The organism is Salmonella sp. NW38, from assembly GCF_051807745.1.
GTDB classification, from domain to species: Bacteria; Pseudomonadota; Gammaproteobacteria; order Enterobacterales; family Enterobacteriaceae; genus Salmonella; species Salmonella enterica.
In genome coordinates, this window is sequence record NZ_JAMMTO010000016.1 from 1 (window position 1) to 19,705 (window position 19,705).

The 19,705-nt window shown below is 52.5% G+C and carries 17 protein-coding genes; 9 read left to right on the plus strand and 8 right to left on the minus strand.

Features of this window, described 5'->3' with window-relative positions:
- The first annotated feature begins 201 nt into the window (after positions 1–201).
- Entirely contained in the window at positions 202–906 is a 705-nt protein-coding gene (locus tag NA624_RS21785) for a FadR/GntR family transcriptional regulator (RefSeq protein WP_001131144.1), read from the plus strand.
- A gap of 11 nt (positions 907–917) precedes the next feature.
- Positions 918–2,345 carry a multidrug transporter subunit MdtD gene (gene mdtD, locus NA624_RS21790; RefSeq protein ID WP_439040292.1) on the plus strand — a complete coding sequence of 476 codons (1,428 nt, stop codon included), beginning with the start codon at positions 918–920 and terminating at the stop codon, positions 2,343–2,345.
- Here the strand turns inward: mdtD and rbsR are convergent.
- The 7 genes from rbsR to kup all read right to left on the minus strand — a co-directional run bounded on the left by rbsR (position 2,311) and on the right by kup (position 10,278).
- Positions 2,311–3,309, minus strand: coding sequence for a ribose operon transcriptional repressor RbsR (gene rbsR, locus NA624_RS21795; RefSeq protein ID WP_000224491.1), 999 nt, complete (start codon positions 3,307–3,309; stop codon positions 2,311–2,313). The genes mdtD and rbsR overlap by 35 nt on opposite strands.
- Before the next feature lie 3 nt (positions 3,310–3,312).
- Entirely contained in the window at positions 3,313–4,242 is a 930-nt protein-coding gene (rbsK, locus tag NA624_RS21800; protein ID WP_000844725.1) for a ribokinase, read from the minus strand.
- Positions 4,243–4,374: 132 nt separating this feature from the next.
- Positions 4,375–5,265 (minus strand): ribose ABC transporter substrate-binding protein RbsB, encoded by an 891-nt coding sequence (gene rbsB, locus NA624_RS21805; protein ID WP_001056260.1) that lies wholly within the window; start codon positions 5,263–5,265, stop codon positions 4,375–4,377.
- Positions 5,266–5,289: 24 nt separating this feature from the next.
- On the minus strand, positions 5,290–6,255 hold the full coding sequence (gene rbsC, locus NA624_RS21810) for a ribose ABC transporter permease (protein ID WP_000211345.1): 966 nt from the start codon (positions 6,253–6,255) through the stop codon (positions 5,290–5,292).
- Between the two features lie 5 nt (positions 6,256–6,260).
- Entirely contained in the window at positions 6,261–7,766 is a 1,506-nt protein-coding gene (rbsA, locus tag NA624_RS21815; RefSeq protein WP_000339361.1) for a ribose ABC transporter ATP-binding protein RbsA, read from the minus strand.
- A gap of 7 nt (positions 7,767–7,773) precedes the next feature.
- Positions 7,774–8,193 carry a D-ribose pyranase gene (gene rbsD / locus NA624_RS21820; protein WP_000715944.1) on the minus strand — a complete coding sequence of 140 codons (420 nt, stop codon included), beginning with the start codon at positions 8,191–8,193 and terminating at the stop codon, positions 7,774–7,776.
- A 216-nt stretch (positions 8,194–8,409) separates the two neighbouring features.
- On the minus strand, positions 8,410–10,278 hold the full coding sequence (gene kup, locus NA624_RS21825) for a low affinity potassium transporter Kup (protein WP_000102338.1): 1,869 nt from the start codon (positions 10,276–10,278) through the stop codon (positions 8,410–8,412).
- Between the two features lie 348 nt (positions 10,279–10,626).
- Between kup and ravA the strand changes: the two genes are divergently transcribed.
- Together ravA and viaA are read left to right on the plus strand one after the other, a co-directional pair.
- Complete coding sequence (gene ravA / locus NA624_RS21830; protein WP_000940988.1) at positions 10,627–12,123, plus strand: ATPase RavA; 1,497 nt, start codon at positions 10,627–10,629, stop codon at positions 12,121–12,123.
- Positions 12,117–13,568 carry an ATPase RavA stimulator ViaA gene (gene viaA, locus NA624_RS21835; protein WP_000956592.1) on the plus strand — a complete coding sequence of 484 codons (1,452 nt, stop codon included), beginning with the start codon at positions 12,117–12,119 and terminating at the stop codon, positions 13,566–13,568. Before ravA ends, viaA begins: the two co-directional genes overlap by 7 nt.
- Positions 13,569–13,572: 4 nt before the next feature.
- Here viaA and asnA read toward each other — a convergent pair whose 3' ends face one another.
- On the minus strand, positions 13,573–14,565 hold the full coding sequence (asnA, locus tag NA624_RS21840; protein WP_000845120.1) for an aspartate--ammonia ligase: 993 nt from the start codon (positions 14,563–14,565) through the stop codon (positions 13,573–13,575).
- Between the two features lie 150 nt (positions 14,566–14,715).
- Here asnA and asnC point away from each other — a divergent pair, with 150 nt between their 5' ends.
- The 5 genes from asnC to atpI all read left to right on the plus strand — a co-directional run bounded on the left by asnC (position 14,716) and on the right by atpI (position 19,697).
- A complete protein-coding gene (asnC, locus tag NA624_RS21845) occupies positions 14,716–15,174 on the plus strand; it encodes a transcriptional regulator AsnC (RefSeq protein WP_000433016.1) in 459 nt (152 codons plus the stop codon).
- An 89-nt stretch (positions 15,175–15,263) separates the two neighbouring features.
- The gene (gene mioC, locus NA624_RS21850) at positions 15,264–15,707 is read left to right on the plus strand and encodes an FMN-binding protein MioC (protein ID WP_000763722.1); all 444 of its coding nucleotides are present in this window, start codon (positions 15,264–15,266) and stop codon (positions 15,705–15,707) included.
- A gap of 378 nt (positions 15,708–16,085) precedes the next feature.
- On the plus strand, positions 16,086–17,975 hold the full coding sequence (gene mnmG, locus NA624_RS21855) for a tRNA uridine-5-carboxymethylaminomethyl(34) synthesis enzyme MnmG (protein WP_000499876.1): 1,890 nt from the start codon (positions 16,086–16,088) through the stop codon (positions 17,973–17,975).
- Between the two features lie 102 nt (positions 17,976–18,077).
- Entirely contained in the window at positions 18,078–18,701 is a 624-nt protein-coding gene (rsmG, locus tag NA624_RS21860; protein WP_001528235.1) for a 16S rRNA (guanine(527)-N(7))-methyltransferase RsmG, read from the plus strand.
- Between the two features lie 615 nt (positions 18,702–19,316).
- A complete protein-coding gene (gene atpI / locus NA624_RS21865; RefSeq protein WP_000116685.1) occupies positions 19,317–19,697 on the plus strand; it encodes a F0F1 ATP synthase subunit I in 381 nt (126 codons plus the stop codon).
- Positions 19,698–19,705 lie beyond the last annotated feature (8 nt).

Sequence of the window (19,705 nt, forward strand, 5' to 3'; positions counted from 1 at the left end):
GTTCCGTGTCAGTGGTGGCGCATTATAGGGAGTTATTTCTGCCTGACAAGAGGAAATTTAAAATAATTTTCTGAGTGTCTCTTTTTTCATCAACAGCGGGCTTAACGTGCCATAAAATAAGCAAATTGCCGTTATTGCAACTGCAATCACACTTCCAGGTGGCATACTAATAACCAAACGAAAGAGAAAGGAAGAACATTCATGCCTTTAAGCGCACAACAATTAGCCGCACAGAAAAATCTATCCTATGTTCTGGCTGAAAAGCTGGCGCAGCGGATATTAAAGGGTGACTACGCCCCCGGTACGATTCTTCCCGGCGAAATAGAACTGGGCGAGCAGTACGGCGTAAGTCGAACGGCAGTTCGCGAAGCGGTGAAAACGTTGACGGCTAAAGGTATGGTGCTACCCCGTCCGCGCATTGGTACGCGGGTGATGCCGCAGGGAAACTGGAACTTTCTGGATCAAGAGCTGCTGACCTGGTGGATGACGGAAGAAAATTTTCATCAGGTGGTGGATCATTTTCTGGTGATGCGTATTAGCCTGGAGCCGCAAGCCTGCCTGCTGGCGGCGACTCTTGGCACACCGGAGCAGAAAGCGCGGCTTAATGCCTTAATGGAAGAGATGGTCGCGCTGAAAAAGCATTTTAAGCGTGAACGCTGGATTGAAGTGGATATGGCGTGGCACGAGCATATCTACGAAATGAGCGCCAATCCCTTTCTAATCTCTTTTGCGACGCTATTTCATTCGGTTTATCACACTTACTTTACCTCAATCACCTATAACGAGGTGGTAAAGCTGGATTTGCACCAGGCCATTGTTGATGCCATCGCTGATGGCGACGGCGAACGCGCTTTCCAGGCCTGCCAGGCGTTGTTAATAGCGCCCAATGAAAGACCAGATAATTAACAGGATATTGAATGACCAGCAAAAAAGCGCGCAGTATGGCTGGCCTGCCGTGGATCGCGGCGATGGCCTTCTTTATGCAGGCGCTAGACGCCACCATTTTGAATACCGCTTTACCGGCTATTGCGCATAGTCTTAACCGTTCACCACTCGCCATGCAGTCCGCTATTATCAGTTATACCCTGACAGTAGCTATGTTAATTCCGGTAAGCGGCTGGCTGGCTGACCGCTTCGGTACGCGTCGCGTCTTTATAGTTGCCGTAAGTCTGTTTACGTTAGGCTCGCTGGCCTGCGCGCTCTCCAGTTCACTATCTGAATTGGTTATTTTTCGCGTCGTACAAGGCGTCGGCGGAGCGATGATGATGCCAGTGGCGCGACTGGCGTTATTGCGAGCCTATCCGCGTAGTGAGCTGCTGCCTGTTCTTAACTTTGTCACTATGCCGGGGCTGGTAGGTCCGATTCTGGGGCCGGTATTAGGCGGCGTACTGGTGACCTGGGCAAGCTGGCACTGGATCTTCCTGATTAATATTCCCATTGGTGTTGCAGGCATTCTGTATGCCCGCAAATATATGCCCAACTTCACCACGCCGCGTCGCAAGTTTGACATGACCGGCTTCTTTCTTTTTGGGTTAAGTCTGGTTTTATTTTCCAGCGGAATGGAACTGTTTGGAGAAAAGATTGTGGCGACATGGATCGCATCCGCCATTATTTTTTGCAGTATCGTTCTACTATTGGCCTATATCCGCCACGCCCGCCGTCATCCGACACCGTTAATATCACTATCGCTGTTTAAGACACGCACATTTTCCGTCGGTATTGCCGGCAACCTCGCCACGCGTCTGGGGACAGGCTGCGTACCTTTTTTGATGCCGTTAATGCTACAGGTTGGTTTTGGCTACCCGGCTCTGATCGCCGGCTGCATGATGGCGCCGACAGCTTTGGGTTCTATTATCGCGAAATCGACCGTAACGCAGGTTTTGCGACGTTTGGGATACCGGAAGACTCTGGTCGGCATTACGGTATTTATCGGTCTGATGATTGCCCAGTTTTCGTTTCAATCTCCCGCCATGCCGATCTGGATGCTCGTACTGCCGCTATTCATTCTTGGAATGGCGATGTCCACTCAATTTACGGCAATGAATACAATTACTCTTGCGGATCTGACGGACGATAACGCCAGCAGCGGCAACAGCGTTCTGGCGGTTACGCAGCAATTGTCTATCAGTTTAGGCGTGGCGATCAGCGCGGCGGTGTTACGTATTTATGAAGGTTTTGCGGGCACCAGTACCGTGGAACAGTTCCACTATACCTTTATCACGATGGGGGCGATCACTATCGTGTCCGCGCTGATGTTTATGCTGCTAAGAGCCAAAGACGGCAACAATCTGATTAAAGAACGGCATAAATCTAAACCGACCCACGCACCGTCAAAACCGGAGTAAGCTGAAGTCGCTGTTGTTGCAAGGCGGGCTGCGCCATCCGATGAATCAACACATCAATAGCCAGCTCGCCCAATTCATCTTTCGGCTGATGGATAGTCGTCAGCGGCGGCGTCATATAGCGCGCCAGCTCAATATCATCATAGCCAATGACTGCCATATCCTGCGGAATACGAAGCCCCGCCTGATATAGCGCCTGATAGGCTCCGACAGCCATCGCATCGTTTCCGGTAAAAACCGCTTGCGGTCGCTGTTGATGGGCGAGTAACGCCTGCATGGCGTCAAAGCCGCCGCCAAATTCAAAATCGCCGGTGATCTCATAGCCTTGCGGAATAGCCAGCCCTGCGCGTTTCATCGCCGCCCGATACCCTTCCAGCCGTAAACGCGCTGGCGTTTTGTCCAGCGGGCCGGTAATACAGGCTATTCGGGTAAAACCTTTATCGATAAGGTATTGGGTGGCAAGATCGCCGCCTAACAACGAATTATCCTGAATGAGATCGCTATCGCCCTCACCATCAAACGGCGACCAGTCCATCATGACGGTAGGAATAGACGGATAACGCTCCATGATTTCCCGAGAAGGCTGATGCGTTTCGGTACACAGCAGCAGTAAACCGTCTACCCGTTTTTGCATCAGCGTCTCCAGGTTACGGTTCATCCGTTGCTCGTCGCCTTCGGTATTGCACAGCACCAGACTATAACCGCGCTCAAAACAGCTTCGCTCAACGCCGCGCACCAGTTCGGAATAAAAAGGGTTGGTACTGGCGGTAATTAGCATACCAATCGTGCGGGTCTGGTTTAACTTGAGGCTTCGCGCCAGCGCGGAAGGCGCATAGTTAAGTGATTTAATCGCCGCTTCAACTTTTTCGGTTATCGTCTCACTCACAAAGCGATCTTTGTTAATAACGTGAGAGACCGTCGATGTAGAGACTCCCGCCAGGCGGGCAACATCTTTCATAGTAGCCAAGCGTTACCCCTGCTGATGTAAAAACGCTTCTATCTCTTCGCGCCACGGAACGGACGGTTGCGCGCCTTTACGCGTTACGGCAATCGCGGCGGCGGCATGGGCAAAGCGAATCGCTTCCGGCAACGGCGTCTCCTCCAGTATCGCGGTGATAAAGGCGCCGTTAAACGTATCTCCGGCGGCAATGGTATCGACAGCCTCAACGCTAAATCCAGGAACGCGGCGGCCCTCGCCGTCTACGCTGGCCCAGACGCCACGGCTTCCTAAGGTAATTAATACGGTTCGAATGCCTTTATCATGCAAAACCTGCGCAGCTTTCGCGGCATCGTTGTCATTTTCCACACGCACGCCCGTCAGCTTTTCAGCTTCCGTTTCATTTGGCGTGATGATGTCCACCAGCGCCAGCAGTTCATCCGGTAGCTCACGGGCAGGCGCCGGGTTAAGCGCAACAGTAGTATGATGTTGATGGGCGATTTTCGCCGCCGCCAGTACGCTGTCCAGCGGCGATTCCAGCTGCATCAGTAACGCATCCGCCTGCGCGATACGTTCACGTTGCGCATCAACCAACGCCGGCGATAACGCGGCATTCGCTCCGGCATGAATACCGATGACGTTCTCGCCTTCGCCATTAACGAAAATCAGCGCCACCCCGGTAGACTCGCCTTTAATGACGCTAACTGGCGCGATATCAATGCGATCGCTGACTAATTGTTTACGAATACTGTCGCCAATATCGTCATCGCCCGTGCAGGCGATAAACGCAATATTCGCCCCGCTACGTCCTGCAGCAACCGCCTGATTCGCGCCTTTCCCGCCAAACGCGACCTGATAATGGCTGCCGGTTACCGTTTCACCCGGGGTAGGGAAGGACTCAAGATTAAGGATATGATCGGCATTAATGCTGCCAAGGACGATGAGATTACCTGCGGTTTTCATATTCGGGGTTCCACGTCAAAGTGCGCCACCGGTTAGGGTGGCGCGTGCCCTGCTTTTCTTTTTTTACGTTCACCTCAGCGGAGGCTCGCGTATTTCTGTCGCCATCAGGCCATAGTTGACCCGTGTCGTTTATTACTGCTTGATGACCAGTTTCAGGTCAACCGGATATTTGGCCTGAACTTTTTCGCCTTTCAGCACCTTATCCGCCACTTCAACGCCTTTGGCGCCGATTTGATCCGGTAACTGAGCGATAGTCGCTGCCAGTTTGCCATCTTTTACGGCCTTTTCGCCATCCGGCGTACCGTCAAATCCAACCACCATCACATCTGCTTTACCGGCAGTTTGCAGCGCGCGCAGTGCGCCCAGCGCCATTTCATCGTTCTGGGCGAAGACAGCCTGAACATCCGGATGCGCGGTCAGCAGGTTCTGCATGACGTTCAGACCCTTAGTACGGTCGAAATCGGCAGGCTGGCTGGCCAGGACATTAAATTTGTGGGCGGCTACCGCCTGCTGGAAACCTTCGCCACGCTCACGCGCCGCGGATGTTCCGGCAATGCCTTGCAGCTCAATCACTTTGGCGCCTTCACCAGCTTTTTTCGCGATATAGTCGCCAGCGATCTTACCGCCCAGCACGTTATCAGACGCGATATGGCTGACGACATCACCTTTGGTTGCCTGGCGGTCAAGTGTGATAACCGGAATCTTCGCCTGGTTAGCCATCTTCACCGCGTTACCCACCGCATCGGAGTCAGTCGGGTTGATCAGCAAAATTTTGGTCCCGCGAACGGTTAAATCCTGCACGTTCGCCAGCTCTTTGGCAGGGTTGTTCTGGGAGTCCAGCACCACCAGGTTATAACCCAGTTTATCCGCCTCTTTTTGCGCCCCGTCTTTTAACGACACGAAGAAGGGATTATTGAGGGTAGAGATCACCAGCGCAATGGTGTCCTTAGCCATTGCATTCGCGCTCACGGTGGCGCTCAGCGCAACAGCAGATACCAGGGTAGCCAGTTTTTTCATGTTCATATTTCAGATGTCCTGTAGTCGTTGTTACTGCTTTTTGTTGTCTACCAGTACCGCCAGCAAAATCACCACCGCTTTGACGATCATCTGGTAATAGGAGGAAACACCTAACAAATTCAAACCATTATTAAGGAAGCCGAGAATCAATGCGCCGATCAATGTCCCAACAATGCGTCCTTTACCGCCAGCAAGGCTGGTACCGCCCAGCACCACGGCGGCAATAGCATCCAGCTCATAGCCGGTACCCGCCGTCGGCTGCGCGGAAGAGAGGCGCGCCACTTCAATGATGCCCGCCAGCGATGCTGTCAGGCCGCAAAGTGAATAGACGATAATTTTCACTTTGCTCACGCTAATGCCAGACAGACGCGTCGCCGCTTCGTTACCGCCCAGCGCGTAGATATAGCGTCCCAGACGGGTGTGATGCAGCATATACCAGGCGGCGATAAAGACGATAGCCATGATCCAGACCGGCGTAGGAACGCCCAGCGGACGGCCGATACCGAACCAGCCAAACAGATCGGCGTTATCGGTAAAGCCGGTGTTGACCGGGCTACCGTCGGTGTAAACCATCGTCACGCCGCGCAGTAGCAGCATCATCACCAGCGTAGCGATAAACGCCTGTACGCGGCCTTTCGCGACGATAACGCCAGTAACGGCGCCAATCGCAGCGCCCAGTGCCAGCGCGGCGGCAACCGCGACCAGCGCATTCACTTCAACGCCGACGATTGAAGCGGCAACCGCGCCGGTGAGCGCCAGCAGGGAACCGACGGACAGATCGATCCCCGATGTCAGAATCACCAACGTCATCCCTACCGCCATAATGGCGTTGACGGAGGTCTGTTGAAGAATATTGAACAGATTATTAACGGTAAAAAAGTTGGGGCTCAACGTCGAAACAATCGCGATCAACACCAGCAGGGCAATGAGCGACTTCTGCTCAAGAAGCCACGCTTTAGTGAAATAACGGCGACCAGAAACAGCCTGGGTTGTCATCTTTTTTACTCCTGATTCACGCGATTAAGCTTGCCCACTGCGGCAGCCATTAACACTTCCTGGGTGGCCTGCTCGCGAGTAAATTCACCGCTGAGATGCCCTTCATGCATGACGATGATGCGATCGCTCATGCCTAATACTTCTGGCATCTCAGATGAGACCAGAATGATGCTCAGGCCGTCGGCCTTAAACTGGTTGATAAGCTGATAAATCTCTTTCTTGGCGCCGACGTCCACGCCGCGAGTCGGCTCGTCGAGAATGAGCACTTTCGGGCGCGTCATCAACCCGCGGGCAATCGCCACTTTTTGCTGATTACCGCCAGAAAGCAGGCCTATCGCCTGTTCCATTGACGGTGTCTTGACGTTGAACAGACGGATAAAATCCCCCACCGCCTGTTGCTCATCTTTGTGTTTCAGGCTTCCGCCAGCGCGGCTGAAATAGTCCAGCGCCGTCAGCGACATATTCTCTTTAACTGACATGCCGAGCACCAGTCCATCGCGCTTACGGTCTTCAGAGATATAAACGATGCCATTGGCCAGCCCGTCCTGCGGAGAACGCGTCACCACTTCGTGTCCATCAAGCGTCACGTAACCGCTGGTTCGCGGCATCGCGCCGTACAATACTTTCATCAGCTCGGTGCGACCGGCGCCCATCAGGCCGGAAATGCCAAGAATCTCGCCTTTTCGCAGCACAAAAGAGACATCATTCACGCCCGGTCCGCACAGATTATCGACCTTCAGGCGAATCTCACCCGGCGCGTTATCCAGATGCGGGTACTGATCTTCCAGCTTACGTCCCACCATCATTTCGATAAGAGAATCTTCGGTCAACGTGGCCACTTCACGCTCGGCGATAAATTGCCCATCGCGGAAGACCGTCACGTCATCGCAAATTTCAAAAATCTCTTTCATACGGTGGGAGATATAGACAATGCCGCGCCCCTGCGATTTTAATTCGCGGATAACGCGGAACAGCGATTCGGTTTCGGTGTCGGTCAGCGCATCGGTCGGTTCATCCATAATGATGACTTTGGATTCGAAGCTCAGCACTTTGGCGATTTCCACCATTTGCTGATCGCCGATAGAGAGTTCGCCCACCAGCTTATCGCTCTTAAAGCGCAGATTGAGTTTGGCTAAGAGGTGGTCGGCTTCGGCATACATCTTTTTCCAGTCGATTTTGCCAAAGCGATTCACAAACTCACGGCCCAGGAAGATGTTTTCCGCAATGGTCAACTGCGGGATCAGGTTCAGTTCCTGATGAATAATGCCGATCCCGGCTTCCTGAGACGATTTAGGCCCATTAAAGGTGGTCTCTTTACCCAGCCATAACAACGATCCCGCATCTCGCGTATAGATGCCGGTTAATACTTTCATCATGGTGGATTTTCCAGCGCCGTTTTCCCCCACCAGCGCCATAACGCGGCCAGGATAAACGTTTAACGCGGCGCCGGAGAGAGCCTTCACGCCGGGGAACGCTTTATCGATCCCTTTGAGTTGCAGTAATGCGTCCATAGCGGCCTCAGAAAGTGACACCAGCGCAAAGAATGACGTTCGCATACGGGGAACACTCCCCGCTGCGAATCACTGCCTGACTGTCTGCAGTCAATTTTTTGAATTGTTCGTGTGTCGTATAACTAATTTTTATGGTGTTTCCCTGGTGTTGCTGCAGTTGCTCAAGGTGAGTGAGCAACGTTTCGTGGAGCTGCGGATTCTGTTGTTTGATTTCCGTTGCAAGAATCGCCGCCTCAACCTGCATTTCCCGGGTCACGACATCCACCACCTGCATAAAAGAAGGTACGCCCTGGGTTAGTGCCATATCGATACGCGCAGTGCTATTCGGGATGGGTAAACCCGCATCACAGACCACCAGAGTATCAGTATGCCCCAGACGGGAAATGACCGACGAGATTTCAGAGTTGAGTACGGTGCCTTTCTTCATTTTTCTGCTCCACTAGCGAAACGTTTCGCTGGCCGCAGTGTAACCCTGGATGTGTTCATAAAACCATCATGACGTAACAGAATTGTGATCGCCGTCGAAACGTTTCGCTAGCGGAAATCAGGTGAAGATAATCGCCCAATGGCGATTATCTTGTGGGAATCTACGGATTGGCCAGGCCGGGTAAGCCAACGCGGCCCCCGGCATGGTGATGGGAGGTTAAATCTCGACCTGCGTTCCTAACTCAATCACGCGGTTAGGCGGGATCTCGAACTGATCCGGCGCGCGCAGAGCGTTACGTTGCAGCAACAAATACAGTTTACCGCGCAAGCGCAAATACCACGGGCGTTTGCCGACAATCAACGACTCGTGCGACATAAAGAACGACGTTTCCATCATCCGACAGCTAAGCCCTTCCAGACCGCAGCGGTGGAACACCTCTTCAACGTTTGGCGTTTCGCGCCAGCCGTAGCTGGCCACCACGCGCCAGAATGTCGGAGACAACTGCTCAATCTGCACCCGGCGAACGTTATGCACATAAGGCGCATCTTCCGTACGCAACGTCAGTAAGATTACGCGCTCATGCAACACTTTGTTGTGCTTCAGGTTATGCAATAAAGCAAAAGGGATCACACTGAGCGCGCGCGACATGTATACGGCAGTACCCGGCACCCGAACCGGCGGTGACTTCTCCAGTGAAGCAATCATCGCTTCCAGCGAATTACCGTGTTCATGCATACGACGCAACAGGCGGAAACGCTCGCTCTTCCAGGTGGTCATGATCGTGAACATGATCAGGCCCAGGCTCAGCGGCAGCCAACCACCGGACAACAATTTGTCGAGGTTAGCCGAGAACAGCGGGATATCCACGCACAGGAACGCGATGAGGATCAGCGCGACAAAATATTTGTTCCAGTGCCAGTTCTTACGCGCCACGGTCGTAGAAAGAATAGACGTCAGCACCATCGTGCCGGTCACGGCGATACCATAGGCCGCCGCCAGGTTGCTGGAGTGCTCAAAGCTAACAATAACAACCACGACCGCGAAATAAAGCAGCCAGTTAACGAAAGGGATATAGATCTGACCGGACTCCATCTCGGAGGTATGGATAATGCGCATTGGCGACAAATAGCCAAGACGCACGGCCTGACGCGTCAGCGAAAAGACGCCGGAAATGACCGCCTGGGAGGCGATCACCGTCGCCAGCGCGGCCAGAATCAGCAGCGGAATTAACGCCCAGTCCGGCGCCAACAGGAAGAAGGGATTTTTAATCGCTTCCGGATGCTTTAGTAGCAATGCGCCCTGACCAAAGTAGTTCAGTACTAACGACGGCAGTACCACGGTAAACCACGCCAGGCGAATCGGGAACTTACCGAAGTGTCCCATATCGGCGTACAACGCCTCTACGCCGGTAATCGACAGCACCACCGCGCCCAACGCAATAAATGATACGGTTTTATATTCAAGGAAAAAACGTACCGCCCAGACAGGATTCAGCGCATGTAACACTTCGGGATTGGCGATAATACTGCGCAGGCCAAGTACCGCCAGGATTAAAAACCAGGTCAGCATAATCGGCGCAAAGAGTTTCCCTACCATTCCCGTACCGTGCTTCTGAATCATAAACAACAGAGTCAGCACAATAATGGAGAGCGGGACAATCCAGGTATCCAGCTGCGGCGCGACAATCTCCAGGCCTTCAATCGCCGACATCACCGAAATCGCCGGCGTAATGACCACTTCGCCATAGAAAAAGCTGCCGCCTATCAGTCCCATGATAACTAACATGGATGTAGTGCGCGCCGAGGTATTACGCCCGGCAAGCGACATCAGCGTCAAAATTCCACCTTCACCCGCGTTATCGGCGCGCATCACGAAGGTGAGATATTTGATGGAAACCACAAAGATGAGTAGCCAGAAGATCAGCGACAGAAAACCAAACACGGCATCTCGTTCAACGCCAAAACCAAACTGACCGGACAAACATTCACGAAGCGTATAAAGCGGGCTGGTACCAATATCACCGTAGACAACCCCAATAGCTGCGAGGGTAATCGCAGGCAACGATTGCTTATTATCAGTGCTCATAGACTCATCTTTCGTTTATACACGTCACCCTTCACGCTACCTCCTTGTCGGCTGCATTCGCTTACCCCAGTCACACGTTGAATGTTAGTGCCAGGGGATTCACTCCTTTGCCGCCTTGATGTAGTTTGAATGAATGAGTGTATAGATATGAAATGTGTGCTTAGTCCCTTGGCCCACAAAAAAGCGCACAGTATGCACGATTAATCATAAAATCGTACCCCTAAATGAAGCCAGATTAACCTGGCTCAAAGAAAAATAAACAGCGCATCAGACGATTATAGCCCCGGTGGTGAAACGTCTATACTCGCAATTAGCATGATCCATTTGTCGAAAGGACGCCTCTTTATTATGGCTCACCCACATTTATTAGCGGAAAGAATTTCCCGTCTGAGCAGCGCCCTTGAGAAGGGGCTGTATGAACGTAGTCACGCCATACGCCTGTGCCTACTGGCGGCGTTAAGCGGTGAAAGCGTCTTTTTGTTGGGCCCGCCCGGTATCGCCAAGAGTCTGATTGCCCGCCGCCTGAAGTTTGCTTTCCAGCGCGCCCGCGCTTTTGAATATCTGATGACACGCTTTTCCACGCCGGAAGAGGTTTTTGGACCGCTCTCTATTCAGGCGCTGAAAGATGAAGGTCGCTATGAACGCTTAACGACCGGCTACCTTCCCGAAGCCGAAATCGTTTTTCTGGATGAAATCTGGAAAGCCGGGCCCGCTATCCTGAACACATTGCTGACCGCCATTAACGAACGCCATTTCCGCAACGGCGCGTTTGAGGAAAAAATTCCGATGCGGCTGCTGGTGGCGGCCTCTAACGAACTGCCCGAAGCGGACAGCAGCCTGGAAGCCTTGTACGACCGAATGTTGATTCGCCTGTGGCTGGATAAAGTTCAGGATAAAGCCAATTTCCGCTCCATGCTGGTTAGTCAGCAGGATGAGAGCGATAACCCGGTCCCCGCCTCGTTACAGGTTAGCGACGAAGAATATCAACAGTGGCAAAAAGATATCGGCGCGATTTCACTCCCTGATCCGGTCTTTGAGCTGATATTTACTCTGCGCCAACAGCTGGATAATTTGCCGAATGCGCCTTATGTCTCCGACCGTCGCTGGAAGAAAGCCATCCGCCTGTTACAGGCCAGCGCCTTCTTTAGCGGACGCGACGCGGTTGCGCCGATTGACCTTATCCTGCTAAAAGATTGCTTGTGGTATGACGCGCAGAGTCTGAATCTCATGCAACAGCAACTGGAAATATTGATGACCGGACACGCCTGGCAGCAGCAGGCCATGCTGACTCGCCTCGGCGGTATTGTCCAGCGCCGCCTCCAGTTGCAGCAACAGCAAAGCGATAAAACCGCCTTCACCGTCATTAAAGAAGGCGGTATGTTCAGCCGCCGCCCGCATTACACTTTACCGCCGGAAGCCAGTGCGTCAACGTTGACGTTATTGCTACAAAAACCGCTAAAACTGCATGATATGGAAGTGATCCATATTACCTTTGACCGCAGCGCGCTGGAACTTTGGCTGACCAAAGGCGGCGAGATCCGCGGCAAACTGAACGGGATCGGCTTTGCCCAAACGCTGAATATGGAAGTCGATAACGCTCAACATTTGGTGGTGCGCGACATCAGTCTACAAGGTACCCGTCTGGCGTTACCGGGAGCGGCTGAAGACAGTATGCCTGCGGAGATCAAACAGCAGCTGGAAACGTTAGAAAACGACTGGCGCCAGCAGCATACCCGCTTCAGCGAGCAGCAACGTTGCCTGTTTATTCACAGCGACTGGTTAGGGCGCATTGAGGCCAGCCTGCAGGATGTAGGAGAACAGATCCGCCAGGCGCAACAATGCTGACGCTGGATACGCTAAATACCATGCTGGCCGTCAGCGAAGAGGGAATGGTCGAAGAGATGATCCTCGCGCTACTGGCTTCCCCACAGCTGGTCATTTTCTTTGAAAAGTTTCCGCGTTTAAAAAACGCCGTGACCGCCGATCTCCCGCGCTGGCGGGAAGCGCTACGCAGCCGTCTTAAAGACGCACGCGTTCCGCCGGAACTCACGGAAGAGGTCATGTGTTATCAGCAAAGCCAACTTCTCTCTACCCCACAGTTCATCGTGCAACTGCCGCAAATACTGGCGTTGCTTCATCGCCTGCATTCACCGTATGCCGCGCAGGCGAAGCAGTTGACGGAGAGCAACAGTACCTTTACCCCTGCGCTACACACGCTTTTTTTGCAACGCTGGCGGTTAAGTCTGGTCGTGCAGGCCACCACGTTAAACCAACAACTACTGGAAGAAGAGCGCGAGCAGTTGCTGAGTGACGTCCAGGAACGGATGACGCTGAGCGGGCAACTGGAACCGACGCTGGCGGAAAATGATAATGCCGCAGGCCGCCTGTGGGATATGAGCGCAGGCCAGCTTAAACGTGGTGATTATCAACTGATTGTAAAATACGGCGAATTTCTCGCCGCCCAGCCGGAGCTAATGCAACTGGCGGAACAACTGGGACGTTCGCGGGAAGCCAAATCGGTACCGAAAAAAGACGCGCCGATGGAAACCTTTCGTACACTGGTACGCGAACCCGCTACGGTGCCGGAGCAGGTTGACGGTATTCAGCAAAGCGATGATATTCTGCGCCTGTTGCCGCCAGAGCTGGCGACGCTCGGCATCACCGAGCTGGAATATGAATTTTACCGCCGGTTAGTGGAAAAACAGCTCCTCACCTATCGCCTGCATGGCGAAGCGTGGCGTGAGAAAGTGACCGAACGGCCGGTAGTACACCAGGATGTCGACGAGCAGCCGCGCGGACCGTTTATTGTCTGCGTCGATACTTCAGGCTCGATGGGGGGATTTAACGAGCAGTGCGCAAAAGCGTTCTGCCTGGCGTTGATGCGCGTTGCGCTGGCGGATAACCGCCGCTGCTTTATTATGCTGTTTTCCACTGACGTTGTGCGTTATGAACTCTCCGGCCCGGAAGGTATCGAGCAGGCCATCCGCTTTTTAAGTCAACGTTTTCGCGGCGGCACAGATATCGCCAGCTGTTTTCGCGCCATTATTGAAAGAATGCAGGGACGGGAATGGTTTGATGCCGATGCGGTGGTCATTTCAGATTTTATCGCCCAGCGCTTGCCGGATGACGTGGTGAGCAAAGTAGGAGAGTTGCAGCGTCTTCACCAGCATCGATTCCATGCGGTGGCGATGTCGGCGCACGGCAAACCCGGCATCATGCGCATTTTCGATCATATCTGGCGCTTTGACACCGGGATGCGAAGCCGCCTGCTGAGACGCTGGCGGCGCTAACGGCTTATAAAATAGCAGGAATGCTTTCGCGAACCTGCGCGGGCCATACGCCGCACTGCACCTGACCAATATGCGGCAATTGCAGCAGCAACATCGTCAGACGCGACTGCCCAATCCCGCCGCCGATGGTCTGCGGCATTTCGCCGCGCAGCAGCGCCTGATGCCACTCCAGTTGCAGACGATCTTCATCACCGGTCAACGCCAGCTGGCGCATCAGCGTATCGGCATCTACGCGGATACCCATAGAGGAAAGCTCAAACGCATCTTCCAGCACCGGGTTCCACACCAGGATATCGCCGTTCAGACCGGCGTAGCCCAGCTCAGATGCGGAGCTCCAGTCATCATAATCCGGCGCGCGTACATCATGGCGGTGGCCATCGCTCAGTTTACCGCCGATCCCCACCAGGAAAACGGCGCCAAGTTCTTTGGCGATCGCGCGTTCGCGCCCTTTCGCATCCAGATCCGGATAGCGAGACAACAGCTCCTGGCTGTGAACAAAATGGATCTGATCCGGCAGGAACGGCGCCAGACCAAACTGTTTATGCACTTCCGCTTCCGTCGCCTTAATACCTGCCCATATAGCCTCTACTGTGCTTTTCAGGGTGGAAAATTGGCGCTCGCCATCGCCCATGACACGCTCCCAGTCCCACTGATCCACATAGACCGAGTGGAGCGGAGAGAGTCGGTCTTCATCGGGGCGAAGGGCTTTCATGTGCGTGTACAGCCCTTCGCCCGCGCTGAAGTCATGCTGCCCCAGGGTTTGACGTTTCCACTTCGCCAGTGAATGCACCACTTCGAACTGGGCGTCAGGCAATGCTTTCACTTTTACCTGCACCGCTTTTTCACAGCCGGACAAATTATCCTGCGTACCATCTCCTACGCGACTCAGGATCGGCGCCTGGACCTCAATCAGACCCAGACGCTCCTCCAGCTGGCGAGAGAAATGTGATTTCACGAAGCTAATTTGACGTTGTTTGGCAATGTAAGCGGTTTTCATTTTTTTACTCCTGCGTCCTGTTGCCTATGATTAAGCAACAAAACGAGAGCACTATTCAATAATCAACAGATAAAAAGCTAACTTCGATTTTGATTCGTTAAAAATAATGGCTAAAATAGAGATAATCATTAATCTGCATAAGAAAAAGCGATGGAAAATTATCAGATCGACAATCTGGACCGCGGCATACTTGACGCCTTAATGGAAAATGCCCGCACCGCCTACGCCGAGCTGGCCAAACAATTTGGCGTTAGCCCTGGAACCATTCATGTTCGCGTAGAAAAGATGAAGCAGGCCGGGATCATTACGGGCGCACGGATTGACGTCAGCCCCAAACAGCTGGGCTACGACGTAGGCTGTTTTATTGGCATCATCCTCAAAAGCGCAAAGGATTACCCTTCCGCACTGGCCCGGCTGGAAAGCCTGGATGAGGTGACGGAAGCGTATTACACCACCGGTCACTACAGCATCTTTATAAAAGTGATGTGTAAATCAATCGACGCGCTTCAGCACGTACTTATCAACAAGATCCAAACAATTGATGAAATTCAGTCCACTGAGACACTGATCGTCTTGCAGAACCCGATCATGCGCACCATCAAGCCATGATCGGCTTTTTTAATCCCACATTTTTCCACAGGTAGATCCCAGCTCGTTCACAGAGTACAATGCAGCCTCTTTACCTGAGCGAGCGATCAATGGCAGACATTACTCTTATCAGCGGCAGCACCCTGGGCGGCGCCGAATACGTCGCGGAACATCTGGCGGAAAAGCTGGAAGCTGCCGGTTTTTCAACCGAAACGGTGCACGGTCCGTTATTAGAGGATCTGTCAACTTCCGGGATCTGGCTGATAATCAGCTCAACGCACGGTGCCGGAGACATTCCGGACAACCTGACCCCTTTCTATGAAGACCTTCAGACGCAGAAACCCGATCTTTCCGCGGTACGTTTCGGCGCAATTGGCATTGGTAGTCGAGAATACGACACGTTTTGTGGCGCGATTGAGAAAATAGAAGCAGAACTGAAAGGCGCTGGCGCAAAACAGGTTGGGGAAACACTGAAGATCAACATCCTTGAACATGAGATTCCGGAAGATCCAGCGGAGATTTGGCTCGGATCCTGGATTAATTTACTCAAATAAGTGTAAAGATCGTGCGATCCATTGTGGATAAATCTGGTGGAAAGCTTGGATCAACCGGTAGTTATCCAAAGAATAACCGTTGTTCACTTTTTGAGTTGTGTATAAGTACCCGTTTTGATCCCAGCTTATACGGGCCACGATCACCGATCATTCACAGCTAGTGATCCTTTCCAACGCATTGATCTTTATTACAGGATCCGGGTTATCCACAGCCTGGAGCGATCCTAATAAGAGATCACAATAGAACAGATCTCTAAATAAAAAGATCTTCTTTTTAATAGCCCGGATCCCGGGGCTTTCTCCATCGGCTAAAGTTGAGTAGAATCCACCGCCCGGGCTTCAATCCATTTTCACACCGCGTTATGCGAGGCAATTACCATGTTTTATCAGGATCCTTTTGACGTCATTATTATTGGCGGGGGTCATGCAGGCACTGAGGCCGCGATGGCCGCGGCGCGTATGGGTCAACAGACTCTGCTTTTGACACACAATATTGACACGTTGGGACAGATGAGCTGCAACCCGGCGATCGGCGGTATTGGAAAGGGACATCTGGTAAAAGAGGTGGATGCGCTCGGCGGTCTGATGGCGAAAGCGATTGATCAGGCAGGTATTCAGTTTAGGATACTAAACGCCAGCAAAGGTCCGGCCGTTCGCGCTACCCGGGCTCAGGCGGATCGAGTCTTATATCGCCAGGCGGTGCGTACCGCGCTGGAGAACCAGCCGAACCTGATGATCTTCCAGCAAGCGGTTGAAGATCTGATTGTCGAAAACGATCGCGTTGTCGGCGCCGTGACCCAAATGGGGCTCAAATTCCGCGCGAAAGCGGTGGTGCTGACCGTCGGAACCTTCCTGGACGGCAAAATTCATATTGGTCTGGATAACTACAGCGGCGGTCGTGCTGGCGATCCGCCATCCATCCCGCTATCTCGCCGTCTGCGTGAGCTTCCGCTACGCGTCAGTCGCCTGAAAACCGGCACACCGCCGCGTATTGATGCGCGTACTATCGATTTCAGCGTGTTGGCTCAACAGCATGGTGATAACCCGATGCCGGTTTTCTCGTTTATGGGGAATGCTTCTCAGCATCCGCAACAGGTGCCGTGTTACATCACGCATACCAATGAGAAAACCCATGATGTGATTCGTAATAACCTCGATCGTAGCCCAATGTACGCTGGCGTGATCGAAGGGATCGGCCCACGCTACTGTCCTTCGATCGAAGACAAGGTGATGCGTTTTGCCGATCGTAACCAGCATCAGATCTTCCTTGAGCCGGAAGGACTGACCTCTAACGAGATTTACCCTAACGGTATCTCCACCAGTCTGCCGTTTGACGTGCAGATGCAGATTGTCCGTTCCATGCAGGGCATGGAGAACGCGAAGATCGTTCGCCCTGGTTACGCGATTGAGTACGATTTCTTCGACCCGCGCGATCTGAAACCGACACTGGAAAGTAAATTTATTCACGGCCTGTTCTTTGCTGGTCAAATCAACGGTACTACCGGCTATGAAGAGGCTGCGGCGCAGGGCTTGCTCGCTGGTCTGAATGCCGCGCGTCTTTCCGCCGACAAAGAGGGCTGGGCGCCTGCGCGTTCTCAGGCTTATCTCGGCGTGCTGGTGGACGATCTCTGTACGCTGGGCACCAAAGAGCCGTATCGCATGTTTACCTCCCGCGCCGAATATCGCCTGATGCTGCGTGAGGACAACGCCGATCTGCGTTTGACCGAAATGGGCCGCGAGCTGGGTCTGGTGGATGATGAACGCTGGGAGCGCTTCAACGAGAAGCTGGAAAATATCGAACGCGAACGTCAGCGGCTGAAATCGACATGGGTAACGCCGTCTGCGGAATCCGCCGATGAAGTGAATGCGCATTTGACCACGCCTCTCTCCCGTGAGGCCAGCGGCGAAGATCTGTTGCGTCGTCCGGAAATGACCTACGCGCAGCTCACTTCGCTTGCCGCATTCGCGCCTGCGCTTGAAGATGAGCAAGCCGCTGAGCAGGTGGAAATCCAGGTCAAATACGAAGGGTATATCGCTCGCCAGCAGGATGAGATTGAAAAACAACTACGTAACGAGAATACGTTGCTGCCTGCCACGCTGGATTATCGTCAGGTTTCCGGTCTGTCGAACGAAGTTATCGCCAAGCTGAACGATCATAAACCGGCGTCTATCGGTCAGGCATCGCGTATCTCCGGCGTTACGCCAGCGGCAATCTCCATTCTGCTGGTATGGCTGAAAAAACAAGGTATGCTGCGTCGTAGCGCTTGATAACACTAATTTGGCGGGGGCGCTTCGCTTGCCCGCCCTACAAATTTGTAGGCCCGATAAGCGAAAGCGCATCGGGCATTTGATTATTAACAGGTAATGACCGTGCTCAACAAACTCTCTCGTCTGCTGGCTGATGCCGGTATTTCTCTTACCGATCACCAGAAAACGCTGCTGGTCGCCTACGTTGATATGCTGCATAAATGGAACAAAGCATACAACCTGACGTCAGTGCGGGATCCCAACGAAATGTTGGTACGCCATATTCTCGACAGCATAGTCGTTGCGCCGTATCTTCAGGGACAGCGTTTTATCGATGTAGGAACAGGACCGGGGCTGCCGGGCATCCCGCTGGCTATTGTTCTCCCTGACGCGCATTTCACCTTACTCGACAGCCTGGGCAAGCGGGTACGTTTTCTGCGTCAGGTCCAGCACGAACTGAAACTGGAAAACATCACGCCGGTTCAAAGCCGCGTTGAAGCCTATCCCTCCGAACCGCCGTTTGATGGCGTTATCAGCCGCGCTTTCGCATCGTTGAATGATATGGTGAGCTGGTGCCACCATCTGCCGGGAGAGAAAGGGCGTTTTTATGCCTTAAAAGGGCAATTACCAGGGGATGAAATTGCCTCACTACCTGACGATTTTAGCGTCGAATCTGTTGAAAAATTACGCGTTCCGCAACTGGAAGGCGAGCGGCATCTGGTGATTATTAAGTCAAACAAAGTTTAATTTTTATCAAAAAAAATAGAAAAAAAACGACGCGGCTTGTGTTAAAAATCGACAGGTATAACGCATTTAAGCGTTGTTACATTTAACTCTGGATTTACGGTTTCGTTTCAACATGACAACGTCGCTTCTTTTGTTAAAACAGAGAGTAATCAACTTTGTAAATATCAGTCTGCTAAAAATCGAATCGAAAAATCACTTTTGCTTGTTAAATTTTTATTATAAATGTCAATGGGGCGTTTTTAAGGTGTAAGCTGGTATTTTTAAAACAGTACCTGGTTTTACGCTTAAATATCAAAAAGATGAAAAGGCATGAATTGACACGTAAATGAATTGCGTAAGCATGAATATGTTTAATGTGTGATCTGGTGCACGCTTTATCGCCAGTGTTTTCGCGCTATTTGCAGTTTTGTACGATCGTTCACACTTTGGCTAAAAGTTAAAAATGCGGGCCAGAGAAAAATATTTAAACATTTATTCACCTTTTGGCTACTTATTGTTTGAAATCACGGGTGCGCACCGTATAATTTGACCGCTTTTTGATGCTTGACTCTAAGTCTTAAAGAACGTTTTATACGACACGCGGCATACCTCGAAGTGAGCAGGAGTAAAAACGTGATGTCTGTGTCGCTCGTGAGTCGAAACGTTGCTCGTAAGCTTCTGTTCATTCAGTTTCTGGCGGTAATAGCAAGTGGATTGCTGTTTTGCCTCAAAGACCCCTTCTGGGGCATCTCCGCAGTATGTGGGGGATTGGCAGTGGCACTGCCTAATATGTTGTTTATGATATTTGCCTGGCGTCACCAGGCGCATACACCTGCTAAGGGCCGCGTGTCCTGGACTTTCGCCTTCGGTGAAGCCTTCAAGGTGTTAGCGATGCTGGTTTTACTGGTGGTGGCGTTGGCGGTTTTAAAGGCGGTGTTTTTGCCGCTGATCGTTACGTGGGTTTTGGTGCTGGTGGTTCAGATACTGGCGCCGGCTGTAATTAACAACAAAGGGTAAAAGGCATC